We start from the raw sequence: 22,356 nt of genomic DNA, 5'->3' as shown, positions 1-22,356 counted from the left end.
CGTTTACTTAATAAATTTGTTGATGTCAAATATAACAAATTGAATTTACTTTCTAACTACAGCACCTACTTTCTGTTCAAACGATTGAATTAGGTTGCTCATAACCTTGTCAATCTCTTTATCTGTAAGCGTTTTTTCTGGGCTTTCTAGTGCAAAACTTAATGCATATGACTTCTTACCTTTTGGCAGTTTATCACCCTCATAAACATCGAATAAATTAACTGATTTTAACAGTTTGTTTTCTGTTTGTTTAGCAATGGTGTTGAGAGTAGAAAACTCTATATCCTTATCTAGCAATAAAGCCAAGTCTCTTCTGACTGATGGGAATTTATTTATCTCTTTATACGTTGTGTTATTATGCTTTAATCGACTTGTTAATAGTCCCCATTCTATCTCAGCATACAACACTTCATTTTTAATGCCAAACTTGCTAAGTAAAGAGTCTGAGACACTACCAAATTTAGCAATTACATCTTTTTTAATCGTATACGTATAAGCATCATCTAGGAAAGATAATTCAGAGGTTTTACTTTTGAAATTAGTAACTCCTAGTCTTTTTAGTATGTGCTCAACTCGCTTTTTCATCCAAAAGAAATCTTTTTGTTTGGATGGACTATACCAATTTTCAAAAGATGCATTTCCAGTTGCTAACAGAATTAATTTTCTGTTTTCTACATATTTACCATTCTCTAGGTGATACGTATTGCCAAATTCGTAGAAGCTTAAATCAGACGCTTTTCTATTCAGGTTGTATGATATGTTTTCCAAACCCGAAAATAGCATGCTTTGTCTCATTCCATCAAGCTCTTGACTTAATGGATTTAAAAGCACTATTTGCTTTTCGTCATCAATTTCTTCTATCAATTTTGAGTAAGAGGATTTAGATAGCGAATTATTCATACATTCATTAAACCCATTACTACTAAGAAGGTCAGAAATAGTATTCTGTAAATCATGTGAGTTGGGTTTCTTAGAGTATGAAATGGACGATTTAATTTGTTTTGGGATACTAATGTTGTTATATCCGTAAATTCTTAAAATTTCTTCAATAACATCTTCCTCTCTAGTAACATCTATTCTGTAAGGAGGTATAGATAGTTCAACTTGGTCATTATTTTTAGTTTCAACATCAATATCTAAGTCGTTTAAAATTGAAATAATTTGACTCCTATCAATTTTCTCGCCTATCAGAGAATCTACTTTGTCATAATTCAGTGTTAGAGAAGTGGGGTTAATTTTTTCTGGGTATAAATCACTAATAGTTGATGAAATAGTAGCTCCACAAATTTCAACTAAGAGATTAGCAGCTCTTTTTAGGGCATATATTACCAAGTTTGGGTCTACACTTCTTTCAAATCTAAATGATGCGTCTGTGCTTAATGAATGCCTTTTAGCTGTTTTTCTGACACTTACGGGGTTAAAGTATGCGCTTTCTAAAAATATACTTGTTGTTGAGTTGCTAACACCAGAGTCAATCCCTCCAAACACTCCAGCTAAACACATAGGCTCATTATCACCATTACAAATGATTAAATCTTTTGAGGACAACTTTCTCTCTTGTTCATCTAGAGTAGTGAATTTAGTGTTTTCGTTGAGCTGTTGAACTATAACTTTTTGATTTTTAATTTTTGAAGCATCAAAAGCATGTAATGGTTGACCTGTTTCATGCAACACATAATTAGTAATATCTACTACATTATTGATTGGAGTTAGTCCGATTGATGTTAAATTTTTCTTTATCCAATCAGGTGAGTTGCCAACAGTTATATTTTCAATAGTTAAGCCAACATATCTTGGGCATGCCTCGTAATCTTTAACTTCAATGGAAAATCCTTTTTCATTTCCTTCTTTGAAAGAGCTGATATCTGGAAATTTTAATTGACAGTCTATATTATTGTGGTGTAACACTGCTGCTAAATCTCTAGCTACTCCAATGTGAGACATGGCATCAGAACGGTTAGGTGTAAGTCCAATTTCGAAAACAATATCCGATTTAATATTAAAGTATTCACTTGCTAGTTGACCTGATTTTGCATTGGCATCAAGAACCATAATGCCTTCATGACTATTGCCTAAGCCAATTTCGTCTTCAGCACAAATCATGCCCTCTGAAACTTCTCCTCGAATTTTTCCTTTTTTAATTTTAAAAGAGTCATCGCCAGAGTATATAATTGTACCAATTGTGGCTACTGGTACTTTCTGACCAGCTTCTACGTTTGGTGCGCCACATACGATTTGTAGATTATTTTCTTTGCCAATATCAACTGTTGTAACACTCAGTCTGTCAGCATTTGGATGTTGTTCTTTTGTGAGTACCTCACCGATAACAATCCCCTTAAGTCCACCTTTTATACTTTCAACAATTTCTATTCCTTCTACTTCTAGTCCAGTGTCTGTTAAATACTTTGCAACGACATTAGCATCTAAGTCTATGTTTATATATTCTTTTAGCCAGTTGTATGAAATCTTCATCTACAATAAATTTATTAACAAAAGTAATAAAAAGAATGAGGTGATATCAGATTGGTTTTTATGATATTCTACTCCACTCAACTTGTCTGTTACTTACTTCTTTATAATGGTTTAAAATTGACTTGTTTTTGGATAGTTTTAGACTCGGGTCTTCCTTTAACACTTCTAGCGCGAGTTGTCTAGCATAATTTAGAATAGCATTATCTTTGATTAAATCTGCAATTTTTAATTCTAGCATACCGCTTTGCTGAGTACCCATAAGATCTCCTGGGCCTCTTAATTTTAAATCAACTTCAGCTATTTCAAAGCCATCAGTTGTTCTTACCATTGTTTTTAGTCGTTCTTGACCTTCTGAACTAATTTTATTTCCACTCATTAGTATACAATAAGATTGCTCGGCACCTCTTCCTACACGCCCTCTTAATTGGTGGAGTTGTGATAGTCCGAAACGTTCTGCACTTTCAATAACCATTATTGAAGCATTAGGAACATTTACACCTACTTCAATAACTGTAGTTGCTACCATAATTTGTGTTTCTCCTTTCACAAATCGATTCATCTCAAAATCCTTGTCCTCTGATTTCATTTGACCATGAACAATGCTTATGTTATAATCCTTGAACGTTCTGCAAATACTGTTATAGCCATCCATTAAGTCTTTATAATCTAGCTTTTCGCTTTCATTTATTAAGGGATAAACGATATATGCTTGTCTGCCTTTTTCTATTTCTTTTTGTATAAATCCAAGCATATTAAGCCTCCCGCTATCTAATTTCCAAATGGTTTTAATTTCTTTTCTGCCTGGTGGTAGTTCATCAATGACTGAGATGTCCAAGTCACCATATAGCGTCATTGCCAATGTCCTAGGAATTGGTGTAGCAGTCATCACTAGTATGTGAGGTGGCGTATTGTTTTTGAGCCACATTTTAGCTCGTTGTGCCACGCCAAAACGGTGTTGCTCGTCAATAACAACAAATCCAAGATTTTTGAATTTCACTTTGTCTTCTAATAAAGCGTGGGTGCCTACAAGTATGTTTATCTGTCCGTTTTCTAAGCCTTCATGAATTCCAGTTCGTTCTGATTTTTTGACTGAACCTGTCAATAGTGAAACTCTCAAGGGCATATCACTAAGTAGATTATTAAGTGTTTCAAAATGTTGTTGAGCTAAGATTTCAGTGGGTGCCATTAAGCAAGTCTGAAAGCCGTTATCTATCGCCATAAGAATAGACATTAAGGCTACAAGGGTTTTGCCGCTACCTACATCCCCTTGAAGTAGTCTATTCATTTGTGATTCTTTTGAGCAGTCCTGTCGTATTTCTTTTAACACTCTCTTTTGAGCGTTCGTGAGTTCAAATGGGAGATGATTATGAAAAAAGTCGTTAAAATGTTCGCCAATGGTTGAAAGTGGAAAGCCTTTCAATTTTTTTTGTCGTACAATCTTCATTCTTATGAGTTGAAGTTGAAGGAAAAATAACTCTTCAAACTTTAGTCTGTATTGTGCTCTTTGTAGTGTTTGACTATCTTTTGGAAAATGGATATTAATAAAGGCTTCTTTTCGTGGAAGAAGATTTAGTTTTTTAATGAGTTCATCGGAAATATTTTCTTTGACATCATTGATGACCTGTGGCAGAAGAACGTTTGTTAGTTTACCTATAGCCTTATTGGTGAGTCCTTTATTACTTAATTGTTCTGTAGTTGAGTAAATGGGCTGTAAACTATTGTGTCCCTCATTTTTGTTATTGCTTACTATTTCTAGCTCAGGATGTACAATATTAATCTTACCATTGTATAAGTTAGGTTTACCAAATACGATATAATCAACATTTGCTTTTATACCGTCCTTTACCCATTTTGTTCCTTTAAACCAAACGAGTTCAATTGCTCCATTTTCGTCTTTCAATTTAGCTGTTAGGCGTTTGCTGTGTCTCGCTCCAATTTCTTTAAGGTCTATTATTTTCCCAATAATTTGTACATATGGTAACTCACTATTTACATCATTGGTTTTATAGAATTTTGTTTTGTCAACGTATCTAAATGGAAAATAGTTGAGCAAGTCGTTAAAGGTATGAATGCGTAATTCACTTCTCAATAGTTCGGCTCGTTTTGGTCCAACTCCTTTTAAGTATTCTATCGAAGTGAATAATTGTTGCATGGCATAAAGATAAAAAAAAGCCCTATCAGAATTGATAGGGCTTAAATTACTTTTCCACTCTAATTTATATGTTATTTGAGCCCATAAATAGGACTGGATTTTCTAAATACCCTTTTAGAGTTCCTAAGAATTTTGAACCTACCACGCCATCTACTACTCTATGATCGCATGAAAGTGTTACTTTTAGAGTATTTCCAATTACTATTTCTCCATTTTTCACAATTGGCTTCTCAACTATACTTCCAATTGCTAGAATGCATGCGTCAGGAGGGTTTATTATTGCAGTAAATTCCTCGATATCAAACATTCCAAGATTTGAGATAGTAAAGGTATTGCCTTCCCAATCTTCTGGTTGAAGTTTCTTAGCTTTAGCTCTAACGCCGTACTCTTTAACTTCAGATGATATTTCAGAAAGTCTTTTATTGTTAGCAAATCTTACTACCGGAACGAGCAGACCATCTTCAATTGCCATAGCTACTCCAATATGAATGTGTTCATTGAAACGAATTCTATCTCCTAACCAACTTGAGTTTACTTGAGGATGTTCCTGTAATGCCATTGAAGTTGCTTTAACTATCATGTCATTGAAAGATATTTTTACTGGTGAAACAGTATTAATGGCTTTCCTAGCTTCAATGGTTCTGTCCATATTTATCTCACATGTCAAATAGAAGTGAGGTGCTGTAAATTTACTTTCTCCAAGTCTTTGTGCAATGACTTTTCTCATTTGAGACACTTCAACTTCAGTGTAACGTTCAATAGAAGGTGCTGAGTTTCCACCAGAGTAATTGTCAATATCTCGTTTTACTATTCTTCCAGCATCGCCGGTTCCTTTGACTAGTGAAAGGTTTATATTTCTTTCATCAGCTAATTTTTTAGCTAGAGGAGAAGCTATAGCCTTTCCATTGCTTTCAACAGTTGTTTCTTTTGTTTTGGTAGGGGCAGGAGCTGCTGTTTTTACCTCTTCTGTTTTAGGTTTTTCGACCGCCTTTGGAGCTGCTTTTGCTGACTCTTCTTTTTTAGGTTCTGGAGCTGCTTCAACTTTCAATAGTTCAGTAATGTCCTCGCCTTTTTCACCCAAGATAGCAAGTATTCTATCAACAGGGGCTTTGGCTCCTTCGGCAACTCCAATATGTAATAAGAATCCTTCTTGAAAGCTTTCGAATTCCATCGTGGCCTTATCTGTTTCTATTTCGGCTAATAAATCACCTTCTGAAACTTGGTCACCAACATTTTTGTGCCATTTTGCTACCACACCTTCAGTCATTGTATCACTGAGTCTGGGCATATTTACTACTTCTGCCATCTTCTTAGTCTTTAATAAATGGATAATCTACTTGTTCATAAACACTATCATATAAATCTTGTTTTGTAGGGAATGGTGATTCATCAGCAAATTTAATGGCTTCAGCTATCGTTTCTTTTACTTCAAGATTTATTGCTTCGATTTCTTTTTCACTAGCAAACTTATTCTTTTTGATGTGCTCTAGTGTAGTGTTAATAGGGTCAATCTTTTGATACTCATTAACTTCGTCTTTTGTACGGTAATGTTGAGCGTCAGACATTGAATGTCCTTTATATCTGTATGTTTTAGCCTCTAAAAATGTAGGACCATCTCCTTTTCGTGCTCTAGCTACTGCTTCTTCAACGGCTTCCATCATTGTTACAGGATTCATGCCATCAACTGGTTTGCTAGGCATTTCATAGCCTAATCCTAACTTCCATATTTCAGTATGGTTAGCTGTTCTTTCGACAGATGTTCCCATGGCGTAACCGTTATTTTCAACGATAAAGACTACAGGTAATTTCCACAGCATAGCAAGGTTAAATGTTTCGTGTAGAGACCCTTGTCTAACTGCACCATCACCCATGAAGCATAGTGTAACGGCATCACTTCCATTGTACTTATCAGCAAAAGCTAATCCAGCACCTAAAGGAATTTGCCCACCAACAATTCCATGACCACCGTAAAAGTTATGTTCTTTACTAAACATGTGCATTGAACCCCCATTCCCTTTAGAACAGCCAGTTATTTTTCCCATTAGCTCAGCCATTACATGTTTAGGATCTACGCCCATAGCAATGGGCTGAACGTGATTTCTGTATGCAGTAATCATTTTATCTTTTGTAGGATCAATAGCGGCTCTACATCCAGCGAGGATAGCTTCTTGCCCATTGTAGAGGTGCAAAAATCCTCTAATTTTTTGTTGGATATAAAGAGCAGATGCTTTATCTTCTAACTTTCGCCACAAAAGCATATCTCTGTACCAATTTAAATAAGTTTCTTTTGAAATCTTTTTCGCCATAGGTTTAATTATAATAGTCGCAAATTTAACACAAAAAGAGTTAAAAAAATAAGTTTTGACTTTTAGTGATTATGTATATTTTGTTAAAATTTAAAATATCTACTTTAATCTAGTAAAATTCTATATTATCAGTCAAAAAATGTTTAAATCGTGTAATTATTACACTTTGAAGGCGTAATATTTTATATTAACGGATGCAAATAACTTATAAAATAATGCTGATATTTGTACATCATGATTAAATACCTTGTTTCAATATTAATGCTTATGTCTGTTGTTTGTCAATCTCAAACATTCAGAGTGCCTGATAATGTTTTGAGCACGAGCCTATATCAGCCTTTTGCTTCAATAGAGGGGTACACCTTAGCATTTGAACGTTTGCTTGACCCTGGCTACAGTAGAAATGCTGCCCAGTTTTCTTATAAAGTTAATGTGACTCTTCTTTCAGATAAGAGAAAGGCGGAAGTCGCTAACATAGATGGACAGCCCTTTTATGATCCTGACGCATTCAGATATAATGGTTTTATGCTTGTTCCTGAGCTAAAGTATTATTTTACTTGGGATGCTCCTATGGGAGTATATCTTAATCTTTTTGGTACTTACTCAACTTATACTGAATCTTATACTGATGAAAAAGTGAACAGCAATGGAGATTATGACAAGAAAATATCGGAGTTAGGAAGGGGTTTAGGTGCTGGCATTCAGTACATAATCTTTAGAAATATAACTATGGATATTGTTGGAGGTTATCACTTAAAAGATATATCCTCGAAAACAAAGCCAATTAATTCTGATGAGTTTACTTCTAATCCAGATTTTAAAACGGATAAGCTTTATTTAAATATTTATTTAGGGTTAAATTTTTAAAGGCTATTTCAAAACAAAGCCGACACCTATTTGAATGTATAGTGTCTCTAGGTATTCATAATTATTAATAATTCTTCCAGTATATTCTGTGTAATGTGACTTTCCTATATTAAATTGGGGTCCTACGCTTACTTTAAAGCAAAGTTTCCTCTTATCCTGAAATCGATAACCAATTCTAGGTGTTAAGTATACTAAATTAGAGTTGGCTACTAGTTTTTCTTCAAAATTGAAGTGATTATGGTGAACATAATCTTTTGTGAAAAATAATTGAGGACGAATTGTTGCTCCAATTTCAAAAAAACTATTTCTATTTCCGTATAAGAAACTACTATTGATTGGAAAACCAATATTTGGCGGGACTATGTATCCCTTTTTTTGATCGATTGTACTAAATCCTCCCGAGAAGCTATAACCATATTTTTTGTCTATTATCTTTGAATAATCAAAAGTTAATGCTGGCATAAACAACAAATGGTTGGTTTCTAAATAAAAGCTTTTTTGGCTTTTGTTTAGAGGGTTGGTAGCGGATATTTCATTTAGGTAAATGGTAGAAAATATAAATACTACAAGTATGTAGAGAAATTTCTTCATGTATGCTTTTTCATGTTTTAAGTAGTGACAAAACTAACTCTGACTAGAGAATGATTCATGTTACATTCACCAGCTAAAAGTAACAAAAAATTACTATTCTAAGTCCAAAGAGTCTAAAATTTTATTGTCTGCTACATTAGGAATTGTAACTTTTAATTTTGGTGTTCGTTCCATTTCACGTTTAATAGCAAAAATAGATTCTTCGTTTCTTGCCCAACTTCTTCTTGCAATTCCATTATTTACATCCCAATGCAACATCATTTTTAATCGGTTATCGCTTTCATCACTACCATCAATAAGCATTCCAAATCCTCCATTTATAACTTCTCCCCAGCCAACTCCACCACCATTGTGAATGGATACCCATGTGGCACCTCTGAAGCTATCGCCAATAACATTTTGAATGGCCATATCAGCAGTAAAACTTGAGCCGTCATAAATGTTAGAGGTTTCTCTGTATGGTGAATCAGTTCCAGAAACATCATGGTGGTCTCTTCCTAAAACTATTGGGCCAACAATGCCGTCTTTTATGGCTTTATTAAAGGCTTTTGCTATTTCTATTCTGCCTTCTGAATCAGCATAAAGTATTCGTGCTTTAGAGCCAACAACTAGATTGTTTTCTTCAGCACTTTTAATCCACCTGATATTATCCTCCATTTGCTGCTTAATCTCTTCAGGCGCTGTTTCCTTAATACGTTCTAAAACTTGACATGCAATTTCATCTGTTTTAGTTAAATCTTCATCTTTTCCACTTGCACAAACCCATCTAAACGGACCGAAACCATAGTCAAAACACATTGGTCCCATAATATCTTGTACATATGATGGGTATTTAAATCTGAGTTTATCTTCAGACATAATATCGGCCCCTGCTCTAGAAGACTCTAACAAGAAGGCGTTTCCGTAATCGAAAAAATAGGTTCCTTTTTCGGAATGCTTATTCACTAAATCTGCGTGAAGTCGAAGAGTTTTTTGAATTTCAATTTTAAATTTTTCAGGTTCATTTGCCATCAAATGGTTTGATTCTTCAAACGTTAATCCCATAGGATAGTAACCTCCTGCCCATGGATTGTGTAATGATGTTTGGTCTGAGCCTAAGTCAACATAAATATTTTCTTCTAGGAATTTTTGCCACACTTCAACAACATTACCTAGATAGGCAATAGATACTACTTCTTTATTTTCTTTAGCTTTTTTTACTCTAGAACACAGTTTATCTAGGTCTTCAATTACTTCATCTACCCAGCCTTGAGAATGCCTAGTATGTGTTGCTTTGTGATTGACTTCAGCAACTACAGTGATGCATCCTGCTATATTTCCAGCTTTTGGTTGTGCACCACTCATTCCGCCAAGACCAGCAGTTAAGAACAATTTACCACTAAGTCCATCATCACAGATTTTCCTGCCAGCATTAAGTATAGTAATGGTTGTGCCATGAACAATACCTTGAGGACCTATGTACATATAAGAGCCAGCTGTCATTTGCCCATATTGTGTTACGCCCAATGCATTGAACTTTTCCCAATCGTCAGGTTTAGAATAATTAGGTATCATCATTCCATTGGTAACGACAACTCTAGGCGCGTCTTTGTGTGATGGGAAAAGACCCATGGGATGACCGGAGTACATAACTAAAGTTTGGTCATCGGTCATTTCAGCAAGGTATTTCATGCACAGTCTGTATTGAGCCCAGTTTTGAAATACACCTCCATTACCTCCATATGTAATGAGTTCATGAGGGTGCTGTGCTACTGCGTAATCCAAATTATTCTGAATCATTAGCATAATGGCTTTTGCTTGATTTGATTTACCTGGATAATCATCAATATTTCGAGCTTTCATTTCATAATCTGGACGATATCTATACATGTATATCCTTCCAAATTCCTTTAGCTCTTCAGAGAATTCTTTAGCTAAAAATTCGTGTTGTTCTTTCGGAAAATACCTTAATGCATTTTTAATGGCTAATTTTTTCTCTTCAATGCTAAGAATATCCTTTCTCTTTGGAGCGTGGTTAATGCTAGCTTCAAATTCTTTTTTACATGGAATTTCCTTTGGAATACCTTCTAGTATGCTGTCTTTAAAAGTGCTCATTTCTTTTTTCCTTTGGTTAGAGAGTCTGTTTTCTTATCATATCCATAGGGGCAATGCTTGCAGCCACTTTTGCAACAATACCCTCTTTTAAGGTGGTATTTTTCTGTAAAAATGATGTAACCCTCACTGCTTTTATAGAAGTCTTCTTCTGAAAGTTTACCCTGATTTGATAAGTTTGCCATAAAATTTTTGTGAGGTACAAATTTACAACAATCATTATTTATATTAGAGGATGTTTTCCGAAGATAAAAAACAAATCATTGTTGAGTTACATTCCCCATTATTGTCATCTAAAGGCGTTAAACTTTTAGTTCAAAGGGAAGACATGAATGATTCAGATTGTATGGGCAATAAATGGTGGAAATTAAAGTATAACTTAAGTAAAGCTATTGAGCTTAAAAATGATACTGTAGTCACTTTTGGCGGAGCATTTTCAAATCATATTGTTGCTACGGCTTCAGCTTGTCAACGTATGGGGCTAAATTCAATTGGAATTATTAGAGGTGAAGAGTCTTCAAAACAAAATCCAACTTTAAAAAGAGCAGCTAGTTTTGGAATGAAATTTAAGTTTATAGACCGAGAGTATTATAGGCGTAAAGAGAGTGTTGATTGGTCTCAAGAGTATCAAAATTCATACATCGTGCCTGAAGGGGGGACGAACGAATTAGCTGTGAAAGGTTGTGCTGAAATGCTCCAAGATGTGGATTTCGATACTGTATGTGTGCCGGTTGGCACTGGAGGTACACTTTCTGGTATTGTTAACGCATTAAAAGGCAATCAATTTGCTTTAGGGTTTTCATCATTAAAAGGCGGGGTGTTTCTAATTGAAACCATTAATGAATATGCTAGTTCCAAGAATTGGAAATTAAATACGGATTATCATTTTCGAGGTTATGCTAAAATTTCAGAGGAGCTTATTACATTCATGAATGCATTTAAAGAACAGCATTCTATTGTGTTAGACCCAGTTTATACTGCAAAGATGTTTTATGGTATTTTTGACATGCTAAAAAGGGACTTGATTATTCCAAATAGTACTATTTTAGCTATTCATACTGGAGGAACTCAAGGCATTGAGGGCATGAATGAACGTATAAAATCTAAAGGATGGAAAATAGACTTCTAATACTTTTTTTGTTTTTGGGGCAGTATCTTTTTTCTCAAAATATAAGTCGTAGCGAATACATTGATCGTTATAAAGGTGAGGCTGTAATTCAAATGAAAAAGTATAATATCCCTGCAAGCATTACATTAGCTCAAGCTATTCTTGAGAGTGCAGATGGTAATAGTGAACTAGCCAAAAAATCTAATAATCACTTCGGAATAAAATGCCACTCTAATTGGGATGGAGAAAAAGTCTTTCATGATGACGATAAGTCGGATGAATGCTTTAGGGCATACAATAATGTTGAGGAGTCTTTTGAAGACCATTCTAAATTCTTATTAAAGGATCGCTACTCTGATTTATTCAAACTAGACATAGACGATTATAAATCATGGGCTAAGGGTCTTAAGAAAGCAGGATATGCTACAAACCCAGATTATGCAAAACACCTTATTAGAATTATTGAAGACAATAATTTGAGTCGTTTTGACAAAGAATCAGATGTTGAAAAATCGCTTTATAGCGGCTTCTCTATTGGCTGGGAGGATGTTGTTACACAATCTTATGTACTGGTTAAGGAAGAGAAAAAGTTTTATTTAAGCAGTCGTCTTTCAGCCTCATTTGAAGATTTGAGTTTAATGCTAGGTGGTGGTTACTTACTAAATTCTAGAGTTGGAGTTGGTGTTGAATCTGGTGTTCTTTCTCCTTTAGGTAATGTAGATAATGTTGAGTTTAAAACTAACTATGGCCTGTCAACACATTTTTTATTGCCAATAAAAAGAAAGAAACTTAATGTTCGATTAAGCATCACTACCGTTGATGGTAAGAACTACAAGCCTACAATTGCTATAGGATTGTTGAGGTGATTTTATTCTAAAGTGTAATTGTTTAGAATATTTTCATTGACAACAATAAGATTGATTTTTCCGTCCAAATCTAAGTCAACACATTCAAAATCACCGCCACCAAAAAGAGGTTTTTTGGTAAATGGTGATTCATCGGAAGAAAATAAGTGACAATATCCGTTGCTTGAAATTCCAAGTATTGACTTGTCTTTGAGCTTGAAAATTTTAGGTGTTTTATCCGTAGCAACATCAAAAGTCATTAATTTAGATTCTAAGTTGTAGCATTCAACTTCATCGCCATCGGAGATAATTAAATCAATCATTTCATCTTCATTGAACTTTGCAGCAACAAATTGATGGGATTCTAATTCAGATGTTTTAACCTTACTTTTAGTTCCATCTAGTTTGCTTAACCAAACACTTCCATTTGAATCGGAAGTATATATATAGCCAAATTTATCATCTAAATAAAATTCATCTGTAATCGAGATTTTATCCACTTTAGCTCTTTTTTTACCATCTCTGCCAACAACACTTATATTACCAGCATCATCAACAGCGTATATGTAATCTTTACCTGAAATAGAAAGGTGTTTTGCTCGGTGAGTAATAGGGTTCTTCATTGCCTTAAATTTCCAGCCTACTACCTGTTCGCCACTTTTAGAATAGTTATACAGTGTGCCGTCTTGTGAAGGAACTAATATTCTATATTTTCTATTCTTATCATAATCGATTAGAGTATGCCCTCTTTTTGCTTTTGATATTAAGCTGACAGGAAAGTTTTCTACATTTCTACCCAGACGGTCTAGTACATATAAACTGTCCTCAGTATTGAAAAGGTACTGTAGCTTTCCATTTTTATAGAAATCAATTTGACTGACTTCATCAAGTATTTTGCCACCAAGACTTTTTCGCCATAATTCTTTACCTTTTTCATCTATTAGGTAAGTGATTTTATTTGCATCCTGAATTATGATGTTATTTTTTCTAGTGGAATGGTTATAAACGATTTGAGGAGAGTTTATAATAGTGTTATCTAAATCTACAATCCAATCAAGTTGACTTTCTTCTTGTAGGTTGTCCTCAAAATGTAAAACGACATTATTGTAGAACAACTCATTTTTTGAGCTTAACTGATAAACGTAACCATTGATATTCGTCCATTTTTCTTTTAATATGATAGGACTTAAGTTGTTATTTAATGTAGTATTCCAATTTGAAATAGAAGGGTTTGAATACATTAAGAAATTGCATTTTGTTCCGATTTTGTCTTTGAAGTTGATAAAGCTTGGGTTGTTACTCAATACTTTTTCGGATAAAAAGTTGTTGATGAATGTTTTTAATTCAGCAGGAGAGTCAGAGAAAATTAGAAAGCCTTCAATCCAAGTAAAGTAGTTGTTTTTTACAGATTTAAAAATATAGCCGTATAACTTTTTGAATAGGTTTGGAATGTTGAGTTGGGAAATTTTAAATCCTCTATATTCTTCAGAATAATTATTTTCTTCAATAGATTTACTTAAGAAGGTAATAACTTCTTGGGATTCTTTCTTTGTTTTAAAAAATAAATAGTTTTCACTTTTCCCAGATGATGAGTGGGTAGTCAATTGTCCCATTTCATTTTCAACGATACCATTTAAAGCGTTCTCTATGTCTAAATTGTATTTACTGTTAATGTCATTAATTGCTTTATTGTGTTCATAAAGGTTGTTGTGTTTTGCAAGAAACTCTTTATAGTTTGAATAAAACATTTTTACGTTTTCAATCCCTAAGGCTAGAATTTTACTGGTGTTTCTAGGAGCAATTTCACTTATCTGAATTTTTTGTTCTACTTGTCCGAAAAGTGAAGTGAGATAATTTGATGAGGAATCTTCTACAAGTGTAAAGCCTGAAAAAGTCAAGTCATTATTTGAAATTTCAAGGTCTAATTCTGCCCAACTTGCCCATCGACTAACCCATTTAATATCGGTATCGCTTAGTGATGTATTCTGTGAAATGAGCTTGGATAAGTATTTATAATTTACGTAAACATGGGTTTTTACAAATGAACTTTTAGTGCTTTGAACTTGAGTAAAGGATGTGTTTTCTAGTAAACTAATTTTATTATTTAACTGTCGAATACCATCTTCAACAAGAAGTTCTGAATTACTGACAAATAGTATATCCTTATGGAAACTTAAGTTTAAATTATTTGAAAGTTTGTAAATAACAATTCCATCATACTCTCTCATTTCATAAGTACCTATTAGGGAGTCGTTTGCTAAAATGAAATCCATATCATTTTGAGAGCACGATGTAGATAAAAAGTAATAGTATGAATTAGTAGAATGATGAAAGGATAGGTATAGTTTTTGATTTTCGAAAAAATGTTTGAGCTCTAGTGATTCTTCCCATTTACTTTTTATGCCATTTAAGGATGAGTCCAATTCCACCCACTCAGTATTTTGTGTAATGGTATTCCAAATAGTTGAGTTTTCTAATTCATTGAATGAAGCACTCCAATTATCACTTTCTACAATTACTGCTGCATTTATTGGTACTGCTTGTACAGCATCGGTTTCAAGCTGATTTAGTTCTTGATATTTTTGAAAAATGAGTAAGAATATTACAATCAATAGGAGTATAAAACTTATTGAAATTATATTTTTATTATGCTTCATAATTTTTTGAAAATGATATTCAAATTTAATTAAAATTCAATTTCATATTGCAAGGGAATCAATTGAAAACTTTTTCGGTGATGCTCAGTAATTCCATGAACTAAAATTGCTTGCCGATGTTTTTTTGTTGGATAGCCCTTGTTGTTTTTCCAGTCATAAATCGGATATTTTTTATCTAATCCAACCATAATTTCATCTCTATAATTTTTTGCCAAGACTGAAGCCGCAGCAATTGAAAGAAATTTCGAGTCACCTTTCACTATGCATTCATGTTTAATAGTTTCGTGTTTATTAAATCTATTACCGTCAATTAATAACAAATCAATTTTAGTTTTTAGTTGATTGATTGCTCTGTGCATAGCCAAAAAAGAAGCGTTTAGAATATTAATTTCATCTATTTCTTCTGGTGCAACGATGCCAATCGCCCATTCGATAGCTTGCTCTTTAATTATTGGCTCAAACTCTATTCTTTTTTTGTGACTTAAAAGTTTTGAATCGTTGAGGCCTTTTAGCTTTATTTTGGGCGGTAATATCACCGAAGCTGCAACAACGGGTCCAGCTAAACACCCTCTTCCGGCTTCGTCACAACCGGCTTCAATCAGTCCTTTTTTATAAAAAGGTTTTAACATTTAGCTTTTTACTCGTTCTGAATAAGCTCCTGTTCTTGTGTCTATTTTTATCTTATCGCCAATGTTAATGAATAGAGGAACATTTACTGTCGCTCCAGTTTCAACTGTTGATGGCTTAAGAGTGTTTGTCGCAGTATCGCCTTTTACCCCTGGTTCAGTATAGGTCACTTCTAAAACAACTGATGCTGGTAATTCGCATCCTAGAACTTTTTCTTCATCTGCATGAAATAAGATGTCAGCATTTTCGCCTTCTTTTAAGAAGTCTGGGGCATTGATTAATGCTTTATCTAAAAATACTTGTTCGTAGTTGTCGGTATTCATGAAATGATAAGAGTCACCATCTGCATATAAAAACTGATGTTTTCTATTTTCAATCCTAACGATATCAATTTTCACTCCTGCAGTAAAGGTATTATCAAGACGTCTACCATTTGTTAAGTTTTTCAGTTTTGTACGAACAAATGCCGGTCCTTTTCCTGGTTTTACGTGTTGAAATTCAACAATTTGCCACAAGTCATTATTGTGTTTGATGCATAGTCCGTTTCTAAAGTCTGATGTAGATGCCATAAAATTATTTTTTTTGTCCTTTTACAATGCCTCTTTCCGATTCTTTTATGAAGCTAATGATTGAATCTCTTTCAATTGAAGGGGTAAACTCACTTTCAACTTTTTCGATAGCTTGGGTATAATTGAAGTTTTCCTGAAATATGACCCTGTATATATTTTGAATTTCATTGATTTTTTCTTCTGCAAACTCTTTACGCTTAAGTCCAATAGAATTAATGCCGATAAAAGTAAGAGGTTCTTTTGCAGCTTTGATGTATGGTGGAACATCTTTTCTTACTAGCGAACCCCCTGATACCATACAGTATTCACCAATTTTTACAAACTGATGGACAGCACTAATTCCTCCAATAATGGCATGTTTTCCAATTTCAACATGACCACCTAATTGGACACTATTTACTAAAATAGCATAATCGTCTATATGGCAATCATGAGCAATATGTACATATGCCATTATTAGGCAATTATTACCTACCGATGTTACCCCGCTGTAGTTAGTTGCTCTATTAATTGTCACACATTCTCTGATGGTAGTATTGTCACCAATTGTAACTACACTGTCTTCTCCTCCAAATTTTAAGTCTTGAGGTATAGCTGAGATTACACTTCCTTGAAAAATTTTACAATTTTTTCCAATTCTTGCTCCATTCATTATCGTAACGTTAGAGCCAATCCAAGTGCCTTCGCCGATTTCTACGTCTTCATGTATTGTTGTGAATGAATCAATAGTGACATTATCCCCAATTGTAGCATTTGGGTGAATATCTTTGAGATTTGTAGACATTTAAATTATTTTACTTTTTTTATTTGAGCCATTAGCTCAGCTTCCATAACTAGCTTTTCCCCTACATATGCTTGTCCAAACATATGGCATATACCTCTTCTTATTGGAGTTATAAGTTTGCAATCAAATATCACGGTGTCACCAGGTAGTACTTTTTGCTTGAACTTAACTTTATCAATTTTCATGAAATAGGTTAAGTAATTTTCTGGATCTGATACAGTACTTAAAATTAGTATACCCCCAGCCTGAGCCATAGCTTCGATTAATAATACGCCTGGCATCACAGGAGCACCTGGAAAGTGCCCTTGGAAAAATTCTTCGTTCATGGTTACGTTTTTAAGCCCAACAACATGTGTTTCGCTTAAATCCATAATTTTGTCAATCAAAAGAAATGGAGGCCTATGAGGTAAAATCTCCATGATTTGAAATATGTCTTTTACTGGAGTTTTGTTAATGTCATAAAATGGTGCTTCAGTTTTCATAATCTCCATAATTTTTTTTGCAAATGCTATATTTGATTTATGGCCAGGTTTTGAAATTTTAAGATGCCCCTTTATAGAGATGCCCATCAATGCAAGATCTCCAATGACATCTAATAATTTGTGTCTAGCCGGTTCATTTTCGTAGTATAAATCTACATTATTTAAAATTCCTTGTTCTTCTTTTACTGATATATCTTTTTTCTTAAATATATCCGCTAATTTAAAAAGTTCTTTAGAATTTACTTCATCCTCAACAAAAACTATTGCATTACTTAAGTCTCCGCCCTTTATTAATCCGTTATTAAATAGGCTTTGTATCTCATGTAAAAATACAAAAGTTCGAGCAGAAGAAATTTCATTTACGAATTCATCAATTGAATTTAAATTTGCTTCGGATTTGGGTAAAACCTTGGAATTATAGTCAATTGTAACATCAATTTTGAAGCCATCATAGGGCTCAAGAGTATATTCACTTTGAGTGTCTTCGTCTTTAAAATAAATTTTTTTATTGACTTTAAATGTTCTTCTATTGATGTTTTGTTTTTGAATTCCACATGTTTGGAGAGCTTCTACAAATGGTTTAGCGCTTCCGTCAAGTATTGGTAATTCTGGACCATCAATCTCAATTATAAGATTGTCTATCTCAAGCCCTCTAATAGCAGCTAACAAGTGTTCTGTTGTTTGTACACTAGCAGAGCCAGACTTTAATTGTGTGCTTCGTTTGGTTTCGTGAAAGTTAGATAAGTTAACAGCAATTACAGGCTGTCCTTCCAAATCTGTTCGGATAAAGCATATGCCATTATTTTCTGAAGCTGGCTTGAATCTAATGTTTGTCATTAGGCCAGTATGAAGTCCAACTCCTTTTAGTGTATTTTGAGATGAAATGGTGTTTTGGAATTCTGGCATTTATTTATTGAGTAGATTGTTTAACTCTTTTTCTATTTTGATTAAAAGGGAACTCATTTGAGGTAGTTTCCTAAAGTACACATACGATCTTTTGTAATCAGAAATAGAAAAGGCCGGGGAGCCTTGAACAATATCATTATCTTTTATGTTTGACGAAATTCCTGACTGAGCGGCGATTTTAACATTATTGCCAATCTCTAAATGACCAATAATACCCACTTGGCCTCCAATCATACAATTTTCTCCAATTTTGGTTGACCCTGCAATTCCTGACTGCGCAGCTATAACAGTATTTTTACCAATTTCTACATTGTGAGCAATCTGTATTAGATTATCTAATTTTACTCCTGAACGTATGATTGTTGAGCCTAGTGTAGCTCTATCAATTGTAGTATTTGCGCCGATTTCTACCTTATCTTCGACTATTACGTTTCCTATCTGAGCAACTTTGGTATATTCATTATCATTGTTTTGAGCAAAACCAAATCCGTCACACCCAATGATAACTCCTGACTGAATGATGCATTCATTACCTATTTCACAGAATGAATTGATATTTACACCTGAATAAATAATGGTATTATCACCAATTTTGACATTATTACTTATGCTACAATTAGCATAAATTTTCACGCTATTTCCAATTATAGAATCTTTGCCAATATTAACATTCGGACCAATAAAAGTGTCGGCACCGATTAAAGTTCTCTTATCAAGAACTGCAGAGTTATGAATTCCTACTTCTGAATGTTGCTCTTTACTGAACTCGTTTAGAACTTGCGCAAAACTTTGGTAAGGGTCATCAACTTGAATCAAGGTTGTAGAAATATTTTCCTCTTCGAAATCAAAATCAGTGCTTATAATCACAGCACTTGCCTTAGTCGACGAAAGAAAATGGTTGTATTTAGAATTTGCTAAAAAAGTTAAGCTGCCTTCATTTCCGCTTTCAATTTTTGAAAGAGAACGGATGATAATTTGTTCATCACCAATAACTTTTCCTTTTATTATTTCAGCAATTTCTCCTACTGTAAATTTCATTCTGTAAATCTATTTTAAATATGCAAGTCTTTTGGAAGACAATAAAAATATTTTTTAACGTTTTTGGTCAATGCTGAAATAGTGGATTTATCTGCCGATGATATCAAGTCTTCAACTCGTTTATCTTTGTAAATAATGTTAATATCTGAATCATTTAGCCTGTATGTACTATTCGTAATTTCACCTGAAATGAAAAAATAATCAATTTCTCCTTCATCCAACGCATATTTTTTAGAAATATTTTTTTTGAATTCAGAAATTTTAGAATTGGTTAATGGCTTGTCTTTTAATTTTACTTCAAATAGTGTTCTATTAACAATACACTTTGAAAGTGAAGATAAAATTTTGTCAGAATGATGCTGCCAATCTTTTAAGGCTGAGTAGATGTCGTAGTCGTCAAGAGCAGTGAAAGCAGAAAATATACCAGAGTTATTTATAAAGTCTGAAGTAGAAACTTTCTTATATAAGAATATTTTTAGTGATGAACTACAAGCTAAATCAACATCATTTCTACTTAACTCTTTAGCTCGTTTAAGAATTTTAATAAGAATTTGTTCTGCACAAACTACAGTTTTATGAAAGTATACTTGCCAATACATAAGACGTCTAGCAATGAGGAATTTTTCTACAGAATAAATGCCTTTACTTTCTACAACAAGATTGTCTTCAAAAACATTAAGCATATTTATTATACGTTCGGCACCAATAATTCCTTCTTGTACTCCAGAATAAAAACTATCTCTGTTAAGATAATCTAGCCTATCCATATCCAATTGGCTAGATACTAACTGATGCAAAAATGCTTTGGAGTATTGGTTCTTGAAAATGCTAATAGCAAGATTTAATTTACCTTCAAATTCATGGTTCAATTTTTCCATAAAAATTAAAGACAACTCTTCATGAGAAATATCTTCGGCAATACTGTTCTCCAATGCATGAGAAAAAGGTCCATGTCCAATATCATGAAGAAGTATTGCAATTTTTGTTGCATCTGCTTCTTCAACCGATATTTCAATTCCTTTAAATCTTAAAACTTGTATGGCTTTGTGCATAAGGTGCATTGCTCCCAATGCATGATGAAAACGCGTATGATTTGCGCCTGGGTAAACCATATTAGTTAAGCCGAGTTGAGAAATTCTTCTGAGTCGTTGGAAATAGGGATGCTCTATTAGGTCTAAAATAATTCCACCCTTTAAGCTAATAAAACCATACAATGGATCGTTTATGATTTTTGATGACTTCTTCATTTAAAAAATAACTGTAATTTTAATCCTTTATAAATCTCGTTGAAGATATGAATTTTAATGATAAGATAACGATTCTGTGGGCAGATGATGAAATTGACCTTTTGAGGCCTCACATTATGTTTTTGGAAGAAAAAGGGTACTCCATTCAAACTGCTAATAATGGTGTGTCAGCAATTGAATTATTGGATGGCAATCATTTTGATTTAGTCTTTCTTGATGAAAATATGCCTGGATTATCAGGACTTGAAACATTATTAGAATTAAAAAATAAGCGTCCTAATCTTCCAGTAATAATGATTACAAAAAGTGAGGAAGAAAGCATTATGGAAGAGGCTATTGGGTCTAAAATTTCTGATTATTTAATTAAGCCAGTTAATCCCAATCAAATTCTATTGTCTATCAAAAAACATATTGACAGTGATAGACTTGTTTCAAAAAAAACCAATGCAGATTATCAAAAGGAATTTAGAGATATTGGCATAAAACTTGGTGGAAATCTGTCTATTGAAGAGTGGGAAGAGTTATTTAAAAAAATCACTTTTTGGGAGTTGGAACTTGAAAAGTCGGGAGATGATAGTATGAAGCAAATTCTTGAAATGCAAAAATCTGAAGCAAATGCTATGTTTTTCAAGTTTATTAAATCAAACTATGAATCGTGGTTTTCTTCTTCAGAAAATTCACCGTTAATGTCACATCAGATTTTCAAACATTCAGTATTGCCTGAATTAAACGAAGATAAAACCACTTTTTTTATTGTTATTGACAACCTTAGATACGACCAGTGGAAAATGATTCAGCCAAGTCTTATGAATGATTTCAGAATTCAAGATGAGTCGTTGTACTTCAGTATTTTACCAACTGCTACCCAGTATTCTAGAAATGCTATTTTCTCTGGATTACTTCCTTTGGAAATGGAACAGCAACACAAAGACTGGTGGAAAAATGATACCGATGAGGGTGGTAAAAATTTATTTGAAAAGGAGTTTTTAGAAGCTCAAATGAGACGTTTAGGTAAAGCTCATTTAAAAGTATCCTATAACAAGATTACTAATATTGACGCTGGACGAAGGTTGGTAGATAATATGCAAAACCTTATGAATAACCATCTTAACGTTATTGTGTACAATTTCGTTGATATGCTTTCTCATGCTAGAACTGACATGAAGGTTATAAAAGAGCTTGCCGAAGGCAATGCAGCATATAGGTCACTTACAACGTCTTGGTTTGAGTATTCTCCACTAAAAGATATGTTTGCTTTTATTGCGAATAATAATTCAAAAGTAGTAGTTACTACTGATCACGGAACGGTTTTAGTAAAAAAACCAACTAAAGTATTGGGTGAAAAAGACCTAACTACAAATTTGAGGTACAAATTGGGCAGAAATATGAAGTATGATTCAAAAGAAGTATTTGAAATAAATCAGCCTAAAAATGTATTTTTGCCGATAGTGAATATGAGTAGTAAATATATTTTTGCAAGAGAAGATTACTTCTTTGCGTACCCCAATAATTATAATCATTACGTCAACCATTATAAAGAAACCTTTCAGCATGGAGGCATTTCCTTAGAGGAAATGATTATTCCTATTATAACGCTGTCATCCAAGTAAGAAA

General features: G+C 33.5%; 18 protein-coding genes. 4 read left to right on the top strand and 14 right to left on the bottom strand.

The genetic code is table 11. The features are described from left to right. Positions 1–45: 45 nt before the first annotated feature. From ISP73_02985 to pdhA, 4 genes are all read right to left on the bottom strand, one after another. On the bottom strand, positions 46–2,472 hold the full coding sequence (locus tag ISP73_02985; GenBank protein ID MBL6657552.1) for a phenylalanine--tRNA ligase subunit beta: 2,427 nt from the start codon (positions 2,470–2,472) through the stop codon (positions 46–48). A gap of 58 nt (positions 2,473–2,530) precedes the next feature. Beyond that, positions 2,531–4,624 carry an ATP-dependent DNA helicase RecG gene (recG, locus tag ISP73_02980; GenBank protein ID MBL6657551.1) on the bottom strand — a complete coding sequence of 698 codons (2,094 nt, stop codon included), beginning with the start codon at positions 4,622–4,624 and terminating at the stop codon, positions 2,531–2,533. 64 nt (positions 4,625–4,688) lie between these two features. After that, a complete protein-coding gene (locus ISP73_02975; protein MBL6657550.1) occupies positions 4,689–5,930 on the bottom strand; it encodes a pyruvate dehydrogenase complex dihydrolipoamide acetyltransferase in 1,242 nt (413 codons plus the stop codon). Between the two features lie 4 nt (positions 5,931–5,934). Then, the gene (gene pdhA, locus ISP73_02970; protein MBL6657549.1) at positions 5,935–6,930 is read right to left on the bottom strand and encodes a pyruvate dehydrogenase (acetyl-transferring) E1 component subunit alpha; all 996 of its coding nucleotides are present in this window, start codon (positions 6,928–6,930) and stop codon (positions 5,935–5,937) included. Positions 6,931–7,164: 234 nt separating this feature from the next. On the opposite strand from pdhA, the gene ISP73_02965 reads away from it, so the two are divergent. Further along, positions 7,165–7,797: a hypothetical protein gene (locus tag ISP73_02965; protein MBL6657548.1), complete on the top strand. Its 633-nt coding sequence runs from the start codon at positions 7,165–7,167 to the stop codon at positions 7,795–7,797. Positions 7,798–7,800: 3 nt separating this feature from the next. Here ISP73_02965 and ISP73_02960 read toward each other — a convergent pair whose 3' ends face one another. The 3 genes from ISP73_02960 to ISP73_02950 form a co-directional block, all read right to left on the bottom strand. Beyond that, positions 7,801–8,388 (bottom strand): hypothetical protein, encoded by a 588-nt coding sequence (locus ISP73_02960; protein MBL6657547.1) that lies wholly within the window; start codon positions 8,386–8,388, stop codon positions 7,801–7,803. Between the two features lie 93 nt (positions 8,389–8,481). Then, positions 8,482–10,482, bottom strand: coding sequence for a urocanate hydratase (locus ISP73_02955; GenBank protein MBL6657546.1), 2,001 nt, complete (start codon positions 10,480–10,482; stop codon positions 8,482–8,484). After that, positions 10,479–10,664, bottom strand: coding sequence for a hypothetical protein (locus ISP73_02950; GenBank protein ID MBL6657545.1), 186 nt, complete (start codon positions 10,662–10,664; stop codon positions 10,479–10,481). The genes ISP73_02955 and ISP73_02950 overlap by 4 nt, the downstream gene beginning before the upstream one ends. Before the next feature lie 50 nt (positions 10,665–10,714). Between ISP73_02950 and ISP73_02945 the strand changes: the two genes are divergently transcribed. Both ISP73_02945 and ISP73_02940 read left to right on the top strand, forming a co-directional pair. Further along, complete coding sequence (locus ISP73_02945) at positions 10,715–11,608, top strand: pyridoxal-phosphate dependent enzyme (protein ID MBL6657544.1); 894 nt, start codon at positions 10,715–10,717, stop codon at positions 11,606–11,608. Then, positions 11,590–12,453, top strand: coding sequence for a glucosaminidase domain-containing protein (locus ISP73_02940; GenBank protein MBL6657543.1), 864 nt, complete (start codon positions 11,590–11,592; stop codon positions 12,451–12,453). The genes ISP73_02945 and ISP73_02940 overlap by 19 nt, the downstream gene beginning before the upstream one ends. A gap of 2 nt (positions 12,454–12,455) precedes the next feature. Here the strand turns inward: ISP73_02940 and ISP73_02935 are convergent, their stop codons facing one another. From ISP73_02935 to ISP73_02905, 7 genes are read right to left on the bottom strand one after another with little or no spacing between them, the layout of a single operon-like run. Continuing rightward, positions 12,456–15,089, bottom strand: a complete 2,634-nt coding sequence (locus tag ISP73_02935) for a hypothetical protein (protein ID MBL6657542.1) — start codon at positions 15,087–15,089, stop codon at positions 12,456–12,458. Positions 15,090–15,118: 29 nt separating this feature from the next. Further along, positions 15,119–15,718: a ribonuclease HII gene (locus ISP73_02930; protein ID MBL6657541.1), complete on the bottom strand. Its 600-nt coding sequence runs from the start codon at positions 15,716–15,718 to the stop codon at positions 15,119–15,121. Further along, positions 15,719–16,285 (bottom strand): elongation factor P, encoded by a 567-nt coding sequence (gene efp, locus ISP73_02925; protein MBL6657540.1) that lies wholly within the window; start codon positions 16,283–16,285, stop codon positions 15,719–15,721. Between the two features lie 4 nt (positions 16,286–16,289). Continuing rightward, the gene (gene lpxA / locus ISP73_02920) at positions 16,290–17,069 is read right to left on the bottom strand and encodes an acyl-ACP--UDP-N-acetylglucosamine O-acyltransferase (protein ID MBL6657539.1); all 780 of its coding nucleotides are present in this window, start codon (positions 17,067–17,069) and stop codon (positions 16,290–16,292) included. Positions 17,070–17,074: 5 nt separating this feature from the next. Continuing rightward, positions 17,075–18,457: a bifunctional UDP-3-O-[3-hydroxymyristoyl] N-acetylglucosamine deacetylase/3-hydroxyacyl-ACP dehydratase gene (locus ISP73_02915; protein MBL6657538.1), complete on the bottom strand. Its 1,383-nt coding sequence runs from the start codon at positions 18,455–18,457 to the stop codon at positions 17,075–17,077. After that, entirely contained in the window at positions 18,458–19,495 is a 1,038-nt protein-coding gene (gene lpxD, locus ISP73_02910) for a UDP-3-O-(3-hydroxymyristoyl)glucosamine N-acyltransferase (GenBank protein MBL6657537.1), read from the bottom strand. A gap of 14 nt (positions 19,496–19,509) precedes the next feature. Further along, positions 19,510–20,742, bottom strand: a complete 1,233-nt coding sequence (locus ISP73_02905; GenBank protein MBL6657536.1) for an HD domain-containing protein — start codon at positions 20,740–20,742, stop codon at positions 19,510–19,512. 47 nt (positions 20,743–20,789) lie between these two features. Here ISP73_02905 and ISP73_02900 point away from each other — a divergent pair, with 47 nt between their 5' ends. Further along, the gene (locus ISP73_02900) at positions 20,790–22,352 is read left to right on the top strand and encodes a bifunctional response regulator/alkaline phosphatase family protein (protein ID MBL6657535.1); all 1,563 of its coding nucleotides are present in this window, start codon (positions 20,790–20,792) and stop codon (positions 22,350–22,352) included. The last annotated feature ends 4 nt before the right edge of the window (positions 22,353–22,356 follow it).

Source organism: Flavobacteriales bacterium, from assembly GCA_016779935.1.
Taxonomy (GTDB): Bacteria; Bacteroidota; Bacteroidia; order Flavobacteriales; family UBA7312.
The sequence above is the reverse complement of the archived record's forward strand: the minus strand, read 5'-3'. Positions and strand labels throughout refer to the sequence as shown.